The organism is Bradyrhizobium pachyrhizi (assembly GCF_029714545.1).
GTDB classification, from domain to species: domain Bacteria; phylum Pseudomonadota; class Alphaproteobacteria; order Rhizobiales; family Xanthobacteraceae; genus Bradyrhizobium; species Bradyrhizobium pachyrhizi.
On the sequence record NZ_CP121667.1, the window covers coordinates 6,796,340 to 6,816,012 of the forward strand.

Here is a 19,673-nt window from a genome sequence, read left to right on the forward strand (position 1 = left end):
CCGTCTCCGCTTACACGGTGATAGCTACGTTTGCGGGGGCTCCCCCTCACCCGGAACGCATCTGACGATGCGTCGTAGCCGAAGCCTTGCTTCGGCGTTCTTGAGAACGGCCGCCGAAGGCGGCCTACGCCTCTCCCCGCACGCGGGGCGAGGTGAAGCGGAGTCCGTCGCCGATTCCGGGTAAAGTCATCTCGTTCTAACGCCCGCGATGCTTGGCCCGCCACGCAGGTCCCGGACCGCGCATGTAATGCGCCTCGGGCCGGTAGCCGCTGATCGGCTCCTCGCCGATCCAGGCGAGGAATGCGAGCAGCCCTTCTGCGGCGCGGCGCGGCAGGGCAGCGATGAACGAAACTGCGCGCATCTCAGTAGTCCCACTTCTCGCCGAGCACGACCGGCGCCCGCGGATATCTCTCGGCGTCACCGCCGAGCATGCCGACGTTGAGGTTGGTCCGCGCCCAATCCTCGTGGCCGCGATGCAGCAGCAGCTCATTGCGGAGCCGATGAATCTTGGCGGCGGCGATCGCGCGGTGAACAGTCCTGAAGACGATGCCGATCCGCCTGACGGTCCGCCGCAGCATCAAGGGCATGGCGCCGGCCGAACCGTGCGGCCGGGCATCGTGGTAATGGAGCAAGGTCATGTGCCACCTTCCCGTTTGGCGGCGCGCGCGAGCGCACCGCATCACGGCAAAAGATGCTGGGAAGGCCGTAGGAATTCGAGAGGGCACGCCGCGGTGCGGCATAGGAGCCGCATAAGGACGGGTAGCCCCGCGATGGGATCGCCTGTGCCGTCCGGCGCCAGCCGGAACCCAACGCCTCTGCGTGTTGACCAGCGCCCATTCAGTGCTAGCCTTTTGGCGACAAGTAGCGTCAAGCGGGTTCGATAACCGAGGGCTGAGACCATGAACCTCGTATCGCCAAATGTCGCAACCTCCGGGCCTGTTTCCTCCGACGGCGTGATCGCGGCAAGCGTCTACGTCGAGGGACGACGCATCGCCAATATCGCAATCGATGAGGCCGCGAGCTGGCGCAACAAGCCAAATCACGTTGTGTGGATCGGCCTGCACGAACCCGACATGACGCTATTGAGCAGCCTGCAGCGGCAATTCCAGCTGCACGACCTCGCGATCGAAGACGCCGATCACGCGCATCAGCGGCCGAAGATCGAACAATATGGCGATGCGCTGTTCATCGTGGCACGCACCGCGCAGCTCGACGGCGAGAGCATCGCGTTCGGCGAAACGCATTTGTTCGTCGGCGAGGGATACATCGTCTCGGTCCGGCACGGCGCCTCGACGTCCTATACGCCGGTCAGGGAACGCTGCGAGAGCTGCCCGCGCGCTCTTGCCCGCGGCGAGGACTACATCCTCTATGCCATTCTCGATTTCATCGTCGACAACTACTCGCCGGCTCTCGAGACGATCCAGGAAGAGGTCGAGACAATGGAAGCGGAGGTGCTTGCGAGCGCGATGACGCGGGCACAGATCGAGCGGCTTTATCTGCTGCGACGCGACCTGCTGCGGCTGCGCAATGCGGTCGGGCCGCTCGTGGAGGTCTGCCGCAGACTCGAACGCGACAACCTCCCCATGGTGCGCGAGACGATGCGCCCGCTGTTCCGCGACGTCACCGACCACGTGCGCACGATCCAGGAGCGAATTGACTCGCTGCGCGAGGTGCTCGCCTTTGCATTTGAAGCAAGCCTGCTAGTCGGTCAGGCGCAGGAAACGGCGATCTCCAAGAAGCTCGCCTCATGGCTTGCGATTGTTGCCGTGCCGACCGCCGTCGCCGGCATCTACGGCATGAATTTCAAGTACATCCCGGAGCTGCAATGGGAGTACAGCTATTTCGTCGTAATGGGCCTGATGCTGGTCGCATGCGGCGCGCTGTTCTGGCGGTTCAGGCGTTCCGGCTGGCTGTAGGCAGCGATCAGAACATCGAGCTGCATCGCAGCCATGCCGCAATTCGCGAGATTTCGGACAATTTTACCCTCGATCAACGGCGCGAGGTGCCGGTTTACGGTCGGCGGCAAGACCGGTAACCTCGCCTCCCAATGCGACGTGGAGAGTGCCCATGCGGCCCAAGGATCAGATCAACTGGATGCTGTCGGATGCGATCGAGGCGCTCGCCCGCGCCGAACGGTTGCACCAGAGCTTCCTCAATTTGCACCCGCGCGCGGGAAGCACCGAGCCGAGCTGGGAACCGCCGACCGACGTGATCGAGACCGAGGATGAAATCCTGATCCTGGTCGCGTTGCCGGGGGTCGATCCCGACGAGGTCGAGGCCGCGCTCGACGGCGGCACGCTGGTGATCTCCGGCCGCCGCACCCTGCCCCCTGAACTCCGCAACGCCCGCATCCTGCGCCTCGAACTGCCGCAGGGCCGGTTCGAGCGCCGCATCGCGCTGCCGACAGGCCGCTACACCATCAGCCGCTTTGCCGCGCATGGTTGCGTCGGCCTGCGGCTCGGAAAGTCGAGCTAAAGGATTTCGACATGGCTGCCTCAGACATTTCAAGCCCAGCATCGACTTCGACGCCGATTCCGAGCGACGCGCTGATCATCGTCCCGGTGCGCAACACCGTGCTGTTTCCGGATGTCATCATTCCGATCACGATCGCCCGCGCGACCTCGATTGCCGCGGCCCAGCAGGCGGTGCGCGAGCAGCGGCCGATCGGCATCCTGCTGCAGCGCGATCCCGAGACCAACGATCCCGGCGCCGACGGGCTGTACCGCGTCGGCACAACTGCCAACATCGTGCGCTACATCACCGGTGCGGACGACACCCACCATCTGGTCTGCCAGGGCGTGCAGCGCATGCGCGTGCTCGACTATCTGCCGGGCACGCCGTTCCTCGCGGCCCGCGTGCTGCAAATCCCGGAGCCGACCACCACTTCGCCCGAGATCGAGGCGCGCTTCCTCAATCTGCAGCGCCAGGCGCTGGAGGCCGCGCAATTGCTGCCGCAAGTGCCGCAGGAGCTGATCGCCGCACTGCAGGGCACCACCTCGCCGGCAACCCTTGCCGACCTTGCGACGTCCTACATGGACATCAAGCCGTCGGAGAAGCAGGACATCCTGGAAACCATCGATCTCGTGGCGCGGATGGACAAGGTGTCGCGTCACCTCGCCGAGCGCATCGAGGTGCTGCGGCTGAGCCAGGAGATCGGGCAGAAGACCAAGGCCGTGTTCGACGAGCGGCAGCGCGAGGCGATCCTGCGCGAGCAGATGGCGACGATCCAGCGCCAGCTCGGCGAAGGCGACGGCAAGGCTGCGGAAGTCGCCGAACTGACCAAGGCGATCGCGGAGGCCAAGATGCCGCCGGAGGCCGAAAGCCAGGCGCAGAAGGAACTGCGCCGCTACGAGCGGATGCCGGAGGCCGCGGCCGAATCCGGCATGGTGCGCAGCTATCTCGACTGGCTGATCGACCTGCCCTGGAGCATTCCGGAGGAGAAGCCGATCGACATCGCGGAGGCGCGCAAGATCCTCGACCAGGACCATTATGGCCTCGAGAAGATCAAGAGCCGCATCATCGAATATCTGGCGGTGCGCAAGCTCGCGCCCGGCGGCAAGGCGCCGATCCTGTGCTTCCTCGGCCCGCCCGGCGTCGGCAAGACCTCGCTCGGCCAATCGATCGCGCGCGCGATGTCGCGGCCGTTCGTTCGTGTCAGCCTTGGCGGCGTGCACGACGAGGCCGAGATTCGCGGCCATCGCCGCACCTATATCGGCGCGCTGCCCGGCAACATCATCCAGGCGATCAAGAAGGCCGGCGCGCGCAATTGCGTCATGATGCTGGATGAGATCGACAAGATGGGGCGCGGCATCCAGGGCGATCCGTCGGCCGCGATGCTCGAAGTGCTCGACCCCGAGCAGAACAGCACCTTCCGCGACAATTATCTCGGGGTGCCGTTCGACCTCTCGCGCGTCGTGTTTATCGCCACCGCCAACATGCTCGACGGCGTCCCCGGCCCGCTGCTCGACCGCATGGAGCTGATCAGCCTCGCCGGCTACACCGAGGACGAGAAGCTCGAGATCGCCAAGCGCTATCTGGTGCGCCGCCAGCTCGAGGCCAACGGGATCAAGGCCGAGCAGGTCGAGATCGATCCGGATGCGCTGCGGCTGATCATCCGCAGCTACACCCGCGAGGCCGGCGTGCGCAACCTGGAGCGCGAGATCGGCAAGGTGCTGCGCAACGTCGCGGTACAGATCGCCGAGGGCAGCACCAGCCACGTCACCATCGCGCCGAAGGACATCGTCTCGCTGCTCGGCCAGCCGAGGTTCGAGAACGAGATCGCGATGCGCACCAGCATCCCGGGCGTTGCCACCGGACTGGCCTGGACCCCGGTCGGCGGCGACATCCTGTTCATCGAGGCGTCGCGCACGCCGGGCCGCGGCGCGCTGATCCTCACCGGCCAGCTCGGCGAGGTGATGCGCGAGAGCGTGCAGGCCGCGCTGACCCTGGTGAAGAGCCGGGCGTCCCAGCTCGGCATCGACCCCGGCGTGTTCGAGAAGAGCGACATCCACGTCCACGTTCCCGCCGGCGCGACGCCGAAGGACGGCCCGAGCGCGGGCGTTGCGATGTTCACCGCCCTCACCTCGCTGTTGACCGATCGCACGGTGCGCAGCGACACCGCGATGACCGGCGAGATCTCGCTGCGCGGCCTCGTGCTGCCGGTCGGCGGCATCAAGGAGAAGGTGGTCGCGGCCGCGGCCGCCGGCCTGACCCGTGTGATGCTGCCGGCGCGCAATAAGCGCGACTTCGACGACATCCCCGCCGGCGCCCGCGCCAAGCTGGAGTTCATCTGGCTCGAACGGGTCGACGAAGCGATCGCAGCCGCGCTGGAGGCCGCCAAGACGACGCCCGCCGCCGCGGAGTGATCGCGTCTCGAACGCAACAAGAGGGCATGACAGCGATCGCCGTCACGCCCTCTTGCGTTGCAGATAGCGGAGCGGTGCCGCTCAGCTCTTGCCCATGCATTCTTCGATGTAGAACCAGCGGTCGTCGCCGGTCAGGCCCTTCGACTTCACCTCGGCGCGGCAGACCTTCAGCTTTGGCTTGTTGGCCTTCCACTTCGCCTTCATGTCCTTCAGCTTCTGCATGGTGAGCTTGACCTTCGACGGCTTGGCCTCGGTGGTCTGGGCTGATGCGGTGTGCAGCGAGCCGGCGAGAAGCAGGGCGGCCACAAGACAGCTTGCGGTACGAAACATGACTGAAATGTCCCTTGATTATCTGTTGAATTGAACGGAGGAGAGCTTCTTGTTCGACGCGTCTTCTTCGCGCGATCCGGCACCCGCGTCGCTCGAAAACGCTTCAGGCCGCGCGCGGGATGCCAGATGTCCCGCGCGCGGCCTGAACTGCGATCAGAGGATTTTGACAGCGCTGAGCAGCGTCATGTAGACGCCCCACGCCAGTGGAATGCCGACGAACAGCCAGAACAGCGCCGCCTTGGCGTCGAGCCCGCCGAACCCGATCCCGTAGGAACCGTGCGGTCCGGCCGCCGCGGCGCTGGCGCTCGCATCCTGCAGCTTGGCGACCTCGGCGTCGCTCATATGCCATTTCGGATCGACCGGCTTGATCAGGTAGTTGCAGATCAGGCCCGCGATCAGCATGGCGCACAGGATATACATCGTGGTGTTGTAGAGCTGGTCGCGCGGCACGCCGGCGGCAAGCTGGAACTCACGGATGTAGTTCACCACGACAGGACCGATGATGCCGGCGGTCGACCATGCCGTCAGCAGACGGCCGTGGATGGCGCCGACGAACTGGGTGCCGAACATGTCGGCGAGATAGGCCGGCACGGTGGCGAAGCCGCCGCCATACATCGACAGGATGATGCCGAAGCCGAGCACGAATAACAGCTTCGATCCCATCGCTGCGAAGGTCGGCGCCAGCGCGTAGAGCGCGATGCCGAGGATGAAGAACGTGTAGTAGGTGTTCTTGCGGCCGATCTTGTCCGACAGCGACGCCCAGAAGAAGCGGCCGCCGATGTTGAACAGCGACAGCAATCCGGCAAAGCCGGCCGCGATCGCCGCGATCTGCGCCTTCTGTCCGGCATCGAGCTGGTTGAAGCCGACATTGGGTAGGCCGATCAGCTTGCCCGCGAATATCTCCTGCAACATCGGCGAGGCCATGCCGATCACGCCGATGCCCGCCGACACGTTCAGGCAGAGCACCCACCAGATCAGCCAGAATTGCGGCGTCTTGTGCGCGTTGTCGAGATGGACGTGCTTGCTCGAGATCATCGCGTTGGCCTTCGTCGGCGGCGTCCAGCCCTCGGGCTGCCAGCCGGCCGGCGGAATGCGATAGCGGAACGCGCCGATCATCATGAACACGAAGTAGATCGCGCCCATGGCGAGGAAGGTCTCCCAGACGCCGACCGAGGTCGGGGTCTTGAAGTAGTTCATCAGCCTGTCGGCGAGCGGGGCGCCGATCATCGCGCCGCCGCCGAAGCCCATGATCGCCATGCCGGTCGCCATGCCGCGCCGGTCGGGGAACCATTTCACCAGCGTCGACACCGGCGAGATGTAGCCGAGGCCGAGGCCGACGCCGCCGATCACGCCGGAGCCGAGCCACATCAGCCAGAGCTGGTGCGTGTAGACGCCGAGCGCGCCGATCACGAGACCGCCGGCCCAGCACAGCGCCGCGACGAAGCCGGCCTTGCGCGGACCGACCTTCTCGAGCCAGCCGCCCCAGATCGCGGCGGAGACGCCGAGCAGCACGAAGAACAGCGTGTACATCCACCCGAGGCTCGCGACCTTCCAGTCGCAGGTGGTGGTGAACAGCTCCTGCACCAGCGAGATGTCGGGGCACGCCTTCGGCGCGGTCAGGCCGATCGCGCGCGACAGCGGCAGCCAGAACACCGAGAAGCCGTAAGCCATGCCGATGCACAGATGGATGCAGAGCGCGGCCGGCGGCACCAGCCAGCGGTTGAAGCCGGCTGTCGCGATTGTATGTTCCTTGTCGAGGAAACCTGCACCTGACGCGGATACGCGTCCGGCGCTGCTCACTGTGGTCATTGACACCTCCCCTGCAGCCGCCATTACGACAGGCGCATCTGCGTCTTCGATCCCGTCTCAGCCCCTTGCGGCCAGCGTCAGCCGGCAGCTCCGCACATTTCCTCAATGCGTCGGGACCAACCACGCACATTCCGGAAATGCTAACCCCCAATACGACCGGATATGCCGGCCGTTCAGCCCGTGATCTGGACACAGGCCCAGTCGTTGTCCGTCGATGCGCCCACACTCGAGCACAACTCCATCACCACAACCCGGCGGACATTATCAATTCGCGCAGAATGGAAAATAGGTGTCGATAGGCAAAAGGTAGATATCAAGCTGCATCTAGCTGGTACGCGGCAACGCAGCATTCGAATTGCCTATCGCTCCATTGATCTTCTCGATCAAGAAAACGATCCGGGCGTCGCTTCGTTCGGTGATCTCGACCTTGTCGCCGGTCTCCTGGATGAGGGCCGGGATATCGATCACCGAAAGCGGATCGGTGCAGTGCACCTCGAGGAAATCTCCCGCCGTTACGCTTCGGAGGGCCTTGCGCGTCTTCAGCGCCGGCAGCGGGCATTTCAGGCCGGTGAGATCGAGCTTCGTCGTTGTCATGGTTCGACCATGGCGAAGCCGTCCTGCGTCGTCAACGCCGCCTCCTCATCCGCTTCAGCCTTCGGCCGGAGCCGACGCGAGCACGTCGTCGACGGGGATCGCGGCGCGCAGCATCAATGCGGCAACGTCCTCGATGTCGTCGAGATGCGCGACCGGCAGCGTGGTTGCAACGGCGACGTCGCTGGCAATCCCGACCACGCGCGGGTCGTCGGGAAACAGCAGCGGCTTGCCGTTGGCGGCGCGGTACACCTCGATCTTGTTGACCGGCTCGCGCTTGAAGCCTTCGACCACGACCAGGTCGACTTGCGCCATCTTGGCGAGCAGCTCCGGCAGCCGCGGCTCATCGGCGCCGCGCAGCTCGTGCATCAGCGCCCAGCGCCGCGTCGAGGACACCAGCACCTCGGTCGCACCGGACTGCCGGTGCACCCAGGAGTCCTTGCCGGGCACGTCGACATCGAATTCATGGTGGGCGTGCTTGATCACGGAGACACGCAGGCCGCGGCCCAGCAGGCAGGGGATCACCCGCGACAGCAGGGTGGTCTTGCCGGCACCGCTCCAGCCCGCGAGGCCAATCACTTTCATACGCGTCTCCGAAGACATGCCAATCGTTAGGGTATCCACGCCTGCGGTTCCGCCCGACATGGATGGCCGGGACCAGCCGTGACGATGGAAGGCCGCGACTTGCGCCCAACGCTGCTTATATCAGCCTTGAAGCAATGTCATGCCAGGCTTGCCGGCGGATGAGGATCGGCTGGCTCGCTAGAGGACCGCCCTCGGAAACTCCTGCAGCAGCTGTGCCCAAAGCACCGCGAACGCGATCAGGCCACAGACCGCAAGCGCCGCGGTGAATCTCGGCAATCGGCCGATGGCGACGAGCAGCCAGGCCGGCAGGAAGAACAGGCCGAACACCATGCCGAGCGGAAACACCGCCAGCCACTGGAAGCCGGTGCCGTCGCCAGGCGGCACATGGGCGATGGCGTAGAAGGTGTAGAGCCAGAACAAGGTGCTGGCCGCCGCGACGAGCGCGGCAATCTTGCGAAAATTGACGGTGTCGAATGCCATGATCGATTGGTCGCCGCAATCGGCGAACCAGTTCACGGGCCGCCCCGCAAGTTGCGCTCGGCTCGCTATCCCGCAGGGTCAGTCGGTTCGTTGACTGACCGGCCGCCCCGGCTTGGCCAGCCTTGCCGATCGGCTCTCTCTCGGGGGCTGGTCACGCATCCGTAGCCTCTTCCGCGGCCGCTGCGTATCGACTGCCAGCACTTCTTCCAGCGTTGTATTCCTAAAACGAAGCCTTCTTAACATCGCTCCGCTCCTCGAGCGGGTGGGAGCCCCATCGGTCGTTCAACCACCGACATCCACAACAGGGCCCATGTCGGTGATGGGAGATAACCAGCGACGGGACGGTTTGCTCCAATGCATGTTGCAGCCCCCGCTCACGTCACGCGCAATCCCGCTATCCAGCGGATTTACCTCGAAATTTCCAATACGCAGGGCGATCGGAACACGATAATGTGCACCATGGAGGACTATGTATGCCTCGCTCGCCTTCGATTGTGCCGCATTCAATCGATCACGACACCTATCTGGTGCTGAACGATTTTGGCCGACTGGGCCGTGCCTGGAGCGAAACCGACGAAGAAGGCACTGACCGGAAAACGCTGATCCGGCGTCTCCTGGATGACCAGTACAGCCGCCCGGTCCGCATCGTGGCCTTCAATACCAACGAAGGATGGTCGCGCGACGTCACGACCGACATTGCCGACGAGCTTCGGCGCCGTTTCGTCGAATACGAAGAGGTCCCGCGCTCCGTGCTGGAGTTCGTGGAGACGGCCATGCGGCACTGAGCTGGATCGGCAACGCAGAAGGCCCTCTCACAGCGCGATCGTTCGGCCCGGCAAGCATCCGCCAAACGGCAATTTTCCCAGCAATCTCAACGCGATCCGGCTGCCTCGCAGCGCCGCTCCGCCATAAGGCAATAATTAAGAGCATTTGCCTTACCTGTTCTCCCGTTCAACGGGAGACCGGTCCAGTGCACAATCGTGGTGGCGTTCGAGATGCCGTAAGCCTGAAAAGCCGGGTTCTGGTCACGGCGATCTTTTTGGCATCGGGCGCGGCATCGCTGATCCTGCAGGTCCTCTGGTTCAAGCAACTGCAATTCGTGCTGGGAAGCGCGACCGTCTCCGTCAGCGTCACGGTGGCAAGCTTCTTTTTCGGCCTCTCGCTGGGCAGCGCCCTGGGAGGTCGGATCGCCGACGTCGTCAGCCACCCCCTGAAAATCTACGGGTTGCTCGAACTCGCCCTCGCCCTCGTTTCTCTCGCGGTCACCGCGTTCCTGTCGCATTGGCCGACATGGGTGGGCTGGCTGTCACCGATGCTGGACCTGGAGTCTTCCTTCCGGCTGCCTCTCATGGTCGCCGTGTCGCTCGCCATCCTGTCGCTGCCAACGATGTTGATGGGCGCGACCCTGCCCTTCCTGGTGAAATTCCTGACCCGCACACAAACCGATCTCGCCAATCGCATCGGTCTGCTCTACGGGTTCAACACCCTGGGCGCCGCCATCGGCACCCTGGCGGCCGGCTTTGTGCTGATGGGCCTTTGGGGCATCGCGGGATCGAGCCTGGTTGCGGCAGCGTTGTATGTCTGCGTCGGCGTCGTTGCCCTGTTAGTTGCGCGCGGCGCAAGCCCGCTCTTGCCGGTCGCGGCACAGGCACCGGTGCAAACCGCCACGACCGCGAGTGACAGGACGTCGATCCTGATCTGGATTTTCGCGTGCTCCGGTTTTGTATCGATCGCCTATGAGGTCGTCTGGTTCCGATTCCTGACCAATGTCAGCACCTCGAGTGTCTACGCCTTCTCGGGCATGCTCGGCGTTTACTTGCTGGGGCTCGTGATCGGCGCCCTGATCTGCGCCAGGCTGCTCGCCCCCCGCAAGGATCAATTGCTGCGATACTTCGCCGTGACGCAGCTGCTGATCGCGGTTGCGGCCACGCTGACCGTCGGAATACTCGGCAAGGCTCGGACCATGGGAGTAGCGCTGTCTCCCGTCGTATCGGGCCTGCTTCCAGTCCCGGTGCAGGAGCTGTTGGGAGGTGACGTTTCATTCTTCCTGGTCTGCGCTGTTGCCCTGTTGCTGCCGACCACGCTGATCGGCATCAGCTTTCCGCTGGCCAGCGAATTGACCGTGATGCAGATGAGCGCGCTCGGCCGCAGGATCGGCACGCTCTACGCCCTGAACACGATTGGCGGCGTCGTGGGCTCGCTGGCGGCGGGGTTTCTGCTGATCCCGTATCTGGGTAGCCAGGGCGCGCTCACCGCGCTGATTGCCGTGAACGTCCTGCTGTTCGTCGCGACGACCATGTCGCAGCCGGATCTTCTGAGAGAACGGAGCCTGTGGCGGCAAGGGACGATCGCCGCGAGCGTCATCGCCGTAGCGCTGCTGCTCTTCACCCCGCACTATCTGGAGCGGGTCCTGACCGCGATCGAAGGCGCCAATGTGCTCGAGTTGCGGGAAACCCGGCAAGCGACGTTTGCGGTGGTCGAGTATCGCGAGAAGGCGGCGGGCACCTATCAGCAGTTGGTGGTGAATTCGAAGAGCTATGCCAACAACCGTCCCGAGGGCAGACGCTACATGGCCGCGATGGGGCACTATCCCATTCTGCTGCACCAGGGCCCGGTTGAAGCGGCTGTCGTCATTTGCATCGGGACCGGAACCACGGTGGGAGCGGTGAGCACCCACGAGGAATTGCAATCGATCGACGCGGTCGATCTGGCATCGACGGTGTTCGAATTTGCGCCCCACTTCGTGCCGATCAACAAGCAGTTCTATCAAAATCCCAAAGTCCATCAGATCGTCGCGGACGGGCGCCACTTCCTGCTGGGGACCAAGGAGACATTTGACGTCATCACGCTCGAGCCGCCACCGCCCCATGATGCCGGCGTCATCAACCTCTACACGGAGGAATTCTATGCGCTGGCAAAGCAGAAGATGCGTCCCGGCGGCGTTCTCGCGCAGTGGGTGCCGCTGGATTTCAACCGCGGCATTCTTCCGAAGATGATACTCAAGGCCATGATGGGCCAGTTCAAGCATGTCTCGCTGTGGCTGCCGTCCAGAATGGAAGGTGTGGCGATCGCCTCCGATGAACCGTTGAACATCGATCCGCGCGAGCTCGCCATGCGCATGTCGAAGCCCGCGGTGGCTGAAGACCTGACGGCAAACGGCCTCGGCTCGCCCGAGGAATTCCTGGCGACGTTCATCGCCGCCGATGAAAAACTCGCGGCCTTTGTCGGGGACGTGCCGAGCCTCACGGATGATCGGCCGCGTCTCGAATATTACAACTGGTATCCGCTGGGTTCGGTCAGCGTGGACGAACTGAAGCGCCTCCGCGAGCCGGTGGAAAACTATCTTGCCGACCGTTCCATCGACGAGGCCCGTCTCGACACCGCGCGCACGGTGGCCAATGCGATCCTGGACGAGCACAAGGCCACGGCCGACGGCGACAAGTCCGCCGCCCGAGCCGCGCTTCGCCTGGCCGTCAAACTGGACCCGGACAATTCCTATGTCGACTTCCTGGACCGCAAGCTGAGCGAGTGATGAAGTCCCCGTCATTCCGGTGGCGTCGCCCCGGAATGACGTCGATGGTTAGTTTGGTGCGGCAAGACAGCCCGACGGGCAACTCAGCAAAACCTGTCAATCCCGCGATAAGAAAATATTCCGCTTGGCATTCGACCCAACTCAGATGTTCAATATGTACGTCTCACCCGATCGAGGGGCGCTGCGCATCGTCACGGGTGTTGCGGTGAGATGCGGTGGACGCCGATTGCGCAACTGACGAGTGCGCATGAAGCGGACGGTGAAGTCGTGTGGTCCTGACGCCCTAGCGGCAGGTGTCTTTTCGCGCGATGCGCAAGCGTCGTTGCGAAGGCGGTGACAAACAAGCCCAGTCTCGCCGGGGAGAGCACGAAGTAAGCCGTAAACCATCGCGCAGGGAAAGCCGGGTTGCTCCGGTTACACCTGTGGTCCTACCCCCGTGCTTTCTACCTCTTGCACGGGGCCCATGGGTGCGATCGGCACCCGGCTTTCCCTGCGCCCTCTGTTCGAAGAGGGCGGATGAGATGCAAAACTCGGGCAGATCATGTCGCGAGAATGCGGATGCATAACCCGCCGGCCGCGCCACATATTCAGTGTCGTCCCGGCGAAGGCCGGGGGACCCATAACCACAAATGCTGCCTGTTGCGCGACGCTGGAACGACGAATTTCGTTCCCAACATCGGCCGCGGTGTATGGGTCCCGGCCTTCGCCGGGACGACAGCGATGATTGCTGCGGCACCCGCGCGTGCCATGCACACGCCAACACTCACGCTACGCCGGCCTGAACCCCGCCTTCGTCAATGCAGCCCGCCCTTCATCCGACGCCAGCACATCGAGAAAGGCCTGCACCGCGGGCCGCTGCTTGCGCGCCGTCACCAACGCGAAGTCATAATGCTCTTCAGCATGCGGTATGAAGCCGAGTCCCGACGCATCGGCGACCGGCGCGATGGTCATGCCCCAGTCGGCGCGGTGCTGCGCCACTGCGGCCGCAACCGCATTGTGCGAGCGCGGCTGATTCCAGTAACCGTCGGGCCGGCTGCCCGCTAGCAAGCGATCGATCAGGATGCGGGTGCCGGCGCCCTGGTTGCGGTTGACCATGATGCAGGCGGGATCGGCAAGCGCGGCGCGCACCGCCTGCTCTGCGCTCAAGCCGGCAAAGCGCGTGTCGTCCTTGCGGAACACGATACCCTGCATGCGCCGCCAGCCCGGCACCAGTTCGAGCCCGCCGGTCAGATACGGCGTGTTGTAGGTCTCGGTCTTGTCGTCGAACAGGTGGATCGGGGCGAGATCGCATTCGCCGCGCTTGGCGGCAGCGAGTCCGCCGAGGCTGCCGACCGCGATCGAGCGCACCACGAGACCGGCATGCGCCAGCGGCGCGGTGACGAGATCGAGCCCGGTGCAATGGCTGCCGACGATGACGAGATCGGGTACCCGCACATGCGGCGTGAACAGCGTCACCTCGGCCTCGCTGCCGGCCGGCAGCTGGTCGGCCAGCGCCTCGATCTTCAGGAAGCCGTCGGCCTGCGCGAACGACGTGATCGCGCCCGAACCCTTGCCACCGGGATAGGCGATCAGGCCGTCGGCGCCTTCGACCAGCGACACCATCACGAACTCGGTACGCCCGAGCTCGGAGGCGATGCGCACCGGCACCTTCGCCGCCGCCTTGGCATCCGAGCGCGGCGGCAGCCCGGCCATCCGCCGCAGCACCGGCACGATCATGTCGTGGAAGGTGAACATCGCCGAGGTCGGAAAGCCCGGCAGGATGACGACCGGCTTGCCGTCGCACACCGCAAGGCACAGCGGCTTGCCGGGCTTCAGCGCCACGCCATGCGCGATGATGCCGGGCTCGCCGAGCCGGGCGATGATCCGGTGCGAGACATCGCCCGCGCCCTTGGAGGTGCCGCCCGACAGCACCAGCATGTCGCTGTCCGCCAGCGCCTTGCGCATCGCGGCCTCGAGCATCGCCTCATTGTCGGCGATTGCGCCCAGAAACGACGCGTCGCCGCCGTTCTCGGCAATCGCCGCGGTGACGATCGCGCCGTTGGTGTCGTAGATCGCGGCCGGCCGCAGCTTCTCGCCCGGCTGCACCAGCTCGTCGCCGGTCGAGAGGATTGCGACCCGCGGACGGCGGACCACCTCAACGTCGGCGATGCCGCAGGCCGCGAGCATGCCGATCTCGCGCGACCCGATCATCGTTCCGGCGCGCAGCAGGGCCTCGCCGCGCGCGATGTCGGAGCCGGCATAGGACACGAACTGGCCGGGCGACGCCGCACGCCGGACCTCGATGGTGCCGTGGCCGGCGGGCTGGGTGTGCTCGACCATCACGATCGCATCAGCGCCGCGCGGCACCGGACCGCCGGTCGCAATCGCGGTCGCGGTGCCCGGAAGCACCGGCAGGGTGGGCGCGGTGCCGCACGAAATCGTCTCGCCGTTCAGCGCGAGTTGCACCGGCGCAGCCTCGCCGGCGCGCGCCAGATCGGCCGAGCGCACCGCAAAGCCGTCGACATTGGAGCGATCGAATGGCGGCACGTCGATCGGCGCCACCACGTCCTCCGCCAGCGCACGGCCAAGCGCATCGGCGAGCCGCCATCTCTCGGACGGCAATTGGAGCGGGAACAGCGCCGCCTCGAAGCGTGCGATCGCCTCCTCGCGCGACAGGATGGCCAGGAACTGGTCCTGCTCGAAGCGGGAGGTGTCATTCCGGGATGGTGCGCCAGCACCAGACCCGGAATCTCGAGATTCCGTGTTCGCGCTATCGCGCGCCCCGGAAGGACGTTGCTGCTTACTCTCGTTCGATGCGGGCATCTTGCTCATCTCGGGAACTCACTCCCGCAACATATAGGCATCGACGATCGTGCCCGCAGCGAAGCCCTCGGCAGCGCCGGGCACGATCAGCAGGGCTTCGGCGCGCGCGATGGCATCGAGCGACAGGTCGCCGGTCGAAAGCGCCGCCCAGGAATCCTGCTGGGTACCTTGCTCGCGTGTCAGCAGTACGACCTCGGCAATGCCGACGCCGGAGGCGATCTTGCGTTCCAGCGGCAGCGCCAGCGTTTTGCGCGCGCGCCGGCCCGACAGGCGGTCGAGCACCGGAAGCGCAATTGCCCACCAGGCCGCGAAAGCCTGATCCGGCGCGCCCGGCAAGGCGACGACCGGCGTTGTGTGGATACGGCCGACCGCCGTGGTGCGCCCCGGTTGCAGGGCAATGCCGTGCGCGATCAGCGTGCCGCGCGACGCCAGTGCATTCACTGTCGCATCGGTGTGACCAACGCCGGTGCCGCCGATCGTGATGATCAGATCGCAACCGTCGGTATCGAGTGCGTTTGCAATCGTCGTCACATCGGGCGCCGCCTCGATGCCGACGACCTCAGCGCCCGCGAGGCGCGCGGTGTCAGCGATCAGTTGTGCGGTCAGCTCACCATTGGCGATGTTGACGATGCGAAGCCGCGGCCAGCGCACGCGCAACATCCGCAGTCCGGCCGCGCGCGCGAGCAGCAGGCCGCGCGGCAGCAGCGGCTCCCCTGCGGCGATCACGGTGCGCCCGACGGCGATGTCGCTGCCGGCACGCCTGACGCCCTGCCCCGGGATTGCTTCGGCGAGCACCTGCGGAAGCGGACCGGAGGTATCGACAGCATCGGCATCGACGACGCAGTCGGTGCCATCAGGCATCGCGGCGCCTGCCGCCACCCAGACCGGAGGTTCGGCCAGCGGCAACGGCGCATAGGAAGACGCGCCGACCAGGTCATTGGCGCGCATCGCCCACCCGTCGCTGACCGCGATATCGTGCGGCGGGTAGGCGCGCAAGGCCGGCATCTCGGCTGCAATGCAGCGCAAGGCGTCGGCCGGCGGCAACGCGATCGGCTGGACCGACCCGACGTCGCGCAGCACGGCAGCCAGTGCCGCATCGAGCGGGGTGAGCGAAGGCGGAAGGCGCTGGGCGGTGACCATGGCCCGCTATGGACTGAATCGGCCCCGAAGGAAACTGCCTCTCGCCCGACCGGGGCTGCGTCATTAGACCGATGGCGCGTTGACGCGCTCCCCAATATAGTTGCAAAAGAAACCAATATGACCGGGTCCCCGAAGGCCCGGCACAACCAATAATGGCCAATGCGCCAATTCAGGAGGGAGACAGAATGAAGGCCACCAGACTAGCCATGTTCGGGACGCTCGCAGCCGCGCTGCTGGCTTCCCCGACCGTATCGGCGCAGGTATCCGACGACATCGTCAAGATCGGCGTGCTGACCGACATGAACGGCCCCGCCTCGACGCCGACCGGCCAGGGCTCGGTCACCGCCGCGCAGATGGCCGTCGACGATTTCGGCGGCAAGGTGCTCGGCAAGCCAATCTCGGTGATCGTCGGCGATCACCAGCTCAAGCCTGATATCGGCGCGACCATCGCGCGACGCTGGTATGACGTCGATCAGGTCGACCTCATCGTCGACGTGCCGGTGTCGGCGGTCGGGCTCGCGGTGCAGAACATCGCCAACGAGAAGAAGAAGCTGTTCATCACGCACTCGACCGGCGCGACCGATTTCCACGGAAAATTCTGCTCGCCCTACGCGATACAGTGGGTGTTCGACACCAGGGCGCTCGCGGTCGGCACCGCGCAGGAAGTGGTGAAGCGCGGCGGCGACAGCTGGTTCTTCATCACCGACGATTATGCGTTCGGCCACTCGCTGGAGAAGGACGCCTCCGCGATCGTGACCAAGAACGCCGGCAAGGTGCTCGGCGCGGTGCGGCCGCCGTTTGCGACGCCCGATCTGTCGTCCTTCATCCTGCAGGCGCAGGCCTCGAAGGCCAAGATCATCGGCATTGCCGGCGGACCGCCCAACAACACCAACGAGATCAAGACCGCCGCCGAGTTCGGCGTCTTCGCCGGCGGGCAGCAGATGGCGGCGCTGCTGGCGCTGATCACCGACATCCACTCGATCGGGCTGTCGGCCGCGCAGGGCCTGTTGTTGACCACCTCGTTCTATTGGGACATGGACGACAAGACCCGCGAGTGGTCGAAGCGCTATTTCGCCAAGATGAACCGGATGCCGACGATGTGGCAGGCCGGCGTCTACTCCTCCGTGACCGCCTATCTGAACGCGATCAAGGATGCCGGCACCGACGATCCGCTCAAGGTTGCGGCCAAGATGCGCGAGAAGCCGGTCGAGGATTTCTTCGCCCGCAACGGCAAGCTGCGCGAGGACAATCTGATGGTGCACGACCTCTGGCTCGTGCAGGTCAAGACCCCGGCCGAGTCGAAATATCCGTGGGACTATTACAAGATCCTGGCCAAGATCTCGGGCGAGGACGCGTTCGGCCCGCCGGACCCGGCCTGCGCGATGGCGAAGAAATAGGATAGACGAATGGCGGATAGAGAGTGGCGATGGCGATAGATCAGAATTTCCATTCGCCATTCGCTACTGGCTATTCGCCCTCATCATTTCGCCACCCCAATCTCGCGGAAATATCTGAGCACGCCGGGGTGGATCAGGTTGATATCAGGCGCGGCGGCGAGCGTGTTCGCCGCCGTGGTCTCGCACGCCTGGGCGAGCTTGTTGCAGAAGGTCGCCTCGATACCGTGCAGCGTCTTGGCCAGCCGATAGGCAACATCGTCGGGCAAGGTCTCGCGCACCAGGATGTAGCTCCAGGAGCCGACCGAAGAGATTGCCGCGGTCTGCTTCGGATAGACGCCGGCGGGGATCGTCAGCGGCTTGAGGAAAGTGTGCTTGGCGCGGATGCGGGCGATCTCGTCCGTGGTCGGCGCGATGAAGCGGGCGCCGGTGGCACTCTCGGCCATCTTGGTGAAGCCGGGCCAGCCGATGCCGGCGCCCCACAATGCGGCGGCGCGGCCGTCCTCGACCATCGCGGGCCCATCGCCGGCGCGATCGAGATAGATCGACTTGAAGTCCTCGTCCTGCTTCAGCCCGATGCCGTCGAGGATGTAGCGCGACAGGATCGGCAGGCCGGAGCCCTTGGCGCCGAACGCGACGGGCTGGCCGACCAGGTCCTGGATCGTCTTGTAGGGACTGTCGGCACGCACCACGAACATGCCCGGGCTCGAATACATCGCCGTGAGAATCTTCAGCTTCGTGGCCTTCGGCCGGCCGATGCCCATCAAGGCTTCATAGGACGGCTCGCCCGCCACGGTCGCGATATCGACGTTGCCGGCCTCGAGCAGCGGGATGTTCTCATTGGAGCCCTTGGTGTTGCGCGGCTCGATCGACAGCATCGGGTCTGCCGTATTCATCACCTCGGCGAGGGCATTGCCATAGAGCGGAAACCCGCCACCCGGCGTCGCCGTGGCGAAACTGATCGTGGTCTTGGAAATGGTCTTGCTCCCCTCTTGCGCCGCCGCCCCGCCCGCGAGCAGCAGCGCGCCGGCGCACATCATAACAGCGAATTTCATCCCGAGCCTCAAGCATTCCACACCAGCCCGACTATCGTCGCACGGGCGACGTCGTAGGCAAAGCCAGCGTTTTGTGAAACCATGCCGGCAACAGTCACAAGAAAATGACGGGAGAGACGATGATCCGGTTCGCGCGTGTCGCTTTGCTTGGTTTGATTTGCTGCCTCGCCTCGATTGCCCCCTCATCCGCATCCGACTATCCGAACCGCCCGGTGCGGTGGGTGATCGGGTTTGCCGCCGGCGGTCCGGTCGACATCGTCGCCCGCATCATGAGCCAGTGGCTGTCGGATCATTTCGGCCAGCAATTCATCGTCGAGAACCGCACCGGATCGGGCGGCAACATCGCCGCCGCGGCCGCGATCAACTCGCCGGCTGACGGCTATACGCTGCTGTTCGTCGCGCCCAACAACGCGATCTCGACCTCGCTCTACAAGAAGCTGCCGTTCGACTTCCTGCGCGACACCACCCCGGTCGCGAGCATCATGCAGCTCACCAACATGCTGGTGGTCTCGAACGCGATGCCGGTGAAGACCGTCCAGGAGTTCATCGACTACTGCAAGGCCAATCCCGGCAAGATCTCCTATGCCTCGTCAGGCAACGGCACCTCGGTGCACATGTCGGCCGAGCTGTTCAAGGCGATGACCAAGTGCGACATGCTGCATGTGCCGTATCGGGGATCCGCGATCGCCTTCCCCGACATCATCTCCAACAAGGTGCAGCTGATCTTCGACAATCTGCCGTCGGCGCTGGAGCAGGCCCGCGGCGGCAACGTCCGCGCGCTCGGCGTGACCTCGCCGAAGCGCTGGGCGGGCGTGCCCGACGTGCCGGCGATCGCCGAGACCGTGCCGGGATTCGAGGCGGTCGGCTTCTACGGCATCTCGGCGCCGAAGGGCACCCCGCCGGAAATCGTCGACGCGCTCAACAAGGCGGTCGGCGAAGCGCTGAAGGATCCCAAGCTCGTGGCGCGCCTCGCCGAGGTCGGCGGCATCCCGAAGCCGATGGCCCCGGCCGAATTCGGCAAGCTGGTGGCCGACGAGACCGAGAAATGGCGCAAAGTCGTCGAGTTTGCCGGCGTCTCGGTGGATTGAGG

17 protein-coding genes are annotated in these 19,673 nt (G+C 65.0%); 7 read left to right on the forward strand and 10 right to left on the reverse strand.

The features are described 5' to 3' along the window. Window positions 1-196 precede the first annotated feature (196 nt). Both QA639_RS32235 and QA639_RS32240 read right to left on the reverse strand, forming a co-directional pair. On the reverse strand, window positions 197-361 hold the full coding sequence (locus QA639_RS32235) for a hypothetical protein (protein ID WP_157345484.1): 165 nt from the start codon (window positions 359-361) through the stop codon (window positions 197-199). A 1-nt stretch (window position 362) separates the two neighbouring features. Further along, entirely contained in the window at window positions 363-638 is a 276-nt protein-coding gene (locus tag QA639_RS32240) for a hypothetical protein (RefSeq protein WP_028332708.1), read from the reverse strand. Between the two features lie 261 nt (window positions 639-899). Here QA639_RS32240 and corA point away from each other — a divergent pair, with 261 nt between their 5' ends. The 3 genes from corA to lon all read left to right on the forward strand — a co-directional run bounded on the left by corA (window position 900) and on the right by lon (window position 4,865). Beyond that, complete coding sequence (gene corA / locus QA639_RS32245; protein WP_050383269.1) at window positions 900-1,916, forward strand: magnesium/cobalt transporter CorA; 1,017 nt, start codon at window positions 900-902, stop codon at window positions 1,914-1,916. A 151-nt stretch (window positions 1,917-2,067) separates the two neighbouring features. Continuing rightward, window positions 2,068-2,475, forward strand: a complete 408-nt coding sequence (locus QA639_RS32250; RefSeq protein ID WP_028332710.1) for an Hsp20/alpha crystallin family protein — start codon at window positions 2,068-2,070, stop codon at window positions 2,473-2,475. Window positions 2,476-2,486: 11 nt separating this feature from the next. Beyond that, entirely contained in the window at window positions 2,487-4,865 is a 2,379-nt protein-coding gene (gene lon / locus QA639_RS32255; RefSeq protein ID WP_157345486.1) for an endopeptidase La, read from the forward strand. Window positions 4,866-4,946: 81 nt separating this feature from the next. Here lon and QA639_RS32260 read toward each other — a convergent pair whose 3' ends face one another. From QA639_RS32260 to QA639_RS32280, 5 genes are all read right to left on the reverse strand, one after another. Then, entirely contained in the window at window positions 4,947-5,195 is a 249-nt protein-coding gene (locus QA639_RS32260) for a hypothetical protein (protein WP_028332712.1), read from the reverse strand. A 153-nt stretch (window positions 5,196-5,348) separates the two neighbouring features. Next, window positions 5,349-7,004 carry an OFA family MFS transporter gene (locus QA639_RS32265; RefSeq protein WP_028332713.1) on the reverse strand — a complete coding sequence of 552 codons (1,656 nt, stop codon included), beginning with the start codon at window positions 7,002-7,004 and terminating at the stop codon, window positions 5,349-5,351. 324 nt (window positions 7,005-7,328) lie between these two features. Next, window positions 7,329-7,598, reverse strand: coding sequence for a sulfurtransferase TusA family protein (locus QA639_RS32270; protein ID WP_028332714.1), 270 nt, complete (start codon window positions 7,596-7,598; stop codon window positions 7,329-7,331). A 54-nt stretch (window positions 7,599-7,652) separates the two neighbouring features. Next, window positions 7,653-8,180 (reverse strand): molybdopterin-guanine dinucleotide biosynthesis protein B, encoded by a 528-nt coding sequence (mobB, locus tag QA639_RS32275; RefSeq protein ID WP_244978623.1) that lies wholly within the window; start codon window positions 8,178-8,180, stop codon window positions 7,653-7,655. 177 nt (window positions 8,181-8,357) lie between these two features. Then, the gene (locus tag QA639_RS32280) at window positions 8,358-8,696 is read right to left on the reverse strand and encodes a hypothetical protein (RefSeq protein WP_283088041.1); all 339 of its coding nucleotides are present in this window, start codon (window positions 8,694-8,696) and stop codon (window positions 8,358-8,360) included. A 437-nt stretch (window positions 8,697-9,133) separates the two neighbouring features. Here QA639_RS32280 and QA639_RS32285 point away from each other — a divergent pair, with 437 nt between their 5' ends. Next, window positions 9,134-9,445 (forward strand): hypothetical protein, encoded by a 312-nt coding sequence (locus QA639_RS32285; RefSeq protein WP_016847487.1) that lies wholly within the window; start codon window positions 9,134-9,136, stop codon window positions 9,443-9,445. 185 nt (window positions 9,446-9,630) lie between these two features. Beyond that, window positions 9,631-12,192 carry a fused MFS/spermidine synthase gene (locus QA639_RS32290; protein ID WP_157345490.1) on the forward strand — a complete coding sequence of 854 codons (2,562 nt, stop codon included), beginning with the start codon at window positions 9,631-9,633 and terminating at the stop codon, window positions 12,190-12,192. A 768-nt stretch (window positions 12,193-12,960) separates the two neighbouring features. Here the strand turns inward: QA639_RS32290 and QA639_RS32295 are convergent. After that, window positions 12,961-15,003, reverse strand: coding sequence for a molybdopterin biosynthesis protein (locus tag QA639_RS32295; protein WP_244978625.1), 2,043 nt, complete (start codon window positions 15,001-15,003; stop codon window positions 12,961-12,963). A gap of 9 nt (window positions 15,004-15,012) precedes the next feature. Next, the gene (locus tag QA639_RS32300) at window positions 15,013-16,134 is read right to left on the reverse strand and encodes a molybdopterin-binding protein (protein WP_157345492.1); all 1,122 of its coding nucleotides are present in this window, start codon (window positions 16,132-16,134) and stop codon (window positions 15,013-15,015) included. Between the two features lie 185 nt (window positions 16,135-16,319). Between QA639_RS32300 and QA639_RS32305 the strand changes: the two genes are divergently transcribed. After that, window positions 16,320-17,531, forward strand: coding sequence for an ABC transporter substrate-binding protein (locus QA639_RS32305; protein WP_157345494.1), 1,212 nt, complete (start codon window positions 16,320-16,322; stop codon window positions 17,529-17,531). Window positions 17,532-17,614: 83 nt separating this feature from the next. On the opposite strand, the gene QA639_RS32310 is transcribed toward QA639_RS32305, so the two are convergent. After that, on the reverse strand, window positions 17,615-18,583 hold the full coding sequence (locus QA639_RS32310) for a TAXI family TRAP transporter solute-binding subunit (RefSeq protein WP_157345496.1): 969 nt from the start codon (window positions 18,581-18,583) through the stop codon (window positions 17,615-17,617). 119 nt (window positions 18,584-18,702) lie between these two features. On the opposite strand from QA639_RS32310, the gene QA639_RS32315 reads away from it, so the two are divergent. Next, entirely contained in the window at window positions 18,703-19,671 is a 969-nt protein-coding gene (locus QA639_RS32315) for a Bug family tripartite tricarboxylate transporter substrate binding protein (RefSeq protein WP_038377251.1), read from the forward strand. Window positions 19,672-19,673: the final 2 nt, after the last annotated feature.

Bases quoted from the DNA above. Each gene is read 5' to 3' on its own strand.
- QA639_RS32235 (WP_157345484.1), bottom strand. From the start codon at position 361: ATGCGCGCAGTTTCGTTCATCGCTGCCCTGCCGCGCCGCGCCGCAGAA.
- QA639_RS32240 (WP_028332708.1), bottom strand. From the start codon at position 638: ATGACCTTGCTCCATTACCACGATGCCCGGCCGCACGGTTCGGCCGGC.
- corA (WP_050383269.1), top strand. From the start codon at position 900: ATGAACCTCGTATCGCCAAATGTCGCAACCTCCGGGCCTGTTTCCTCC.
- QA639_RS32250 (WP_028332710.1), top strand. From the start codon at position 2,068: ATGCGGCCCAAGGATCAGATCAACTGGATGCTGTCGGATGCGATCGAG.
- lon (WP_157345486.1), top strand. From the start codon at position 2,487: ATGGCTGCCTCAGACATTTCAAGCCCAGCATCGACTTCGACGCCGATT.
- QA639_RS32260 (WP_028332712.1), bottom strand. From the start codon at position 5,195: ATGTTTCGTACCGCAAGCTGTCTTGTGGCCGCCCTGCTTCTCGCCGGC.
- QA639_RS32265 (WP_028332713.1), bottom strand. From the start codon at position 7,004: ATGACCACAGTGAGCAGCGCCGGACGCGTATCCGCGTCAGGTGCAGGT.
- QA639_RS32270 (WP_028332714.1), bottom strand. From the start codon at position 7,598: ATGACAACGACGAAGCTCGATCTCACCGGCCTGAAATGCCCGCTGCCG.
- mobB (WP_244978623.1), bottom strand. From the start codon at position 8,180: ATGAAAGTGATTGGCCTCGCGGGCTGGAGCGGTGCCGGCAAGACCACC.
- QA639_RS32285 (WP_016847487.1), top strand. From the start codon at position 9,134: ATGCCTCGCTCGCCTTCGATTGTGCCGCATTCAATCGATCACGACACC.
- QA639_RS32295 (WP_244978625.1), bottom strand. From the start codon at position 15,003: ATGAGCAAGATGCCCGCATCGAACGAGAGTAAGCAGCAACGTCCTTCC.
- QA639_RS32300 (WP_157345492.1), bottom strand. From the start codon at position 16,134: ATGGTCACCGCCCAGCGCCTTCCGCCTTCGCTCACCCCGCTCGATGCG.
- QA639_RS32305 (WP_157345494.1), top strand. From the start codon at position 16,320: ATGAAGGCCACCAGACTAGCCATGTTCGGGACGCTCGCAGCCGCGCTG.
- QA639_RS32310 (WP_157345496.1), bottom strand. From the start codon at position 18,583: ATGAAATTCGCTGTTATGATGTGCGCCGGCGCGCTGCTGCTCGCGGGC.
- QA639_RS32315 (WP_038377251.1), top strand. From the start codon at position 18,703: ATGATCCGGTTCGCGCGTGTCGCTTTGCTTGGTTTGATTTGCTGCCTC.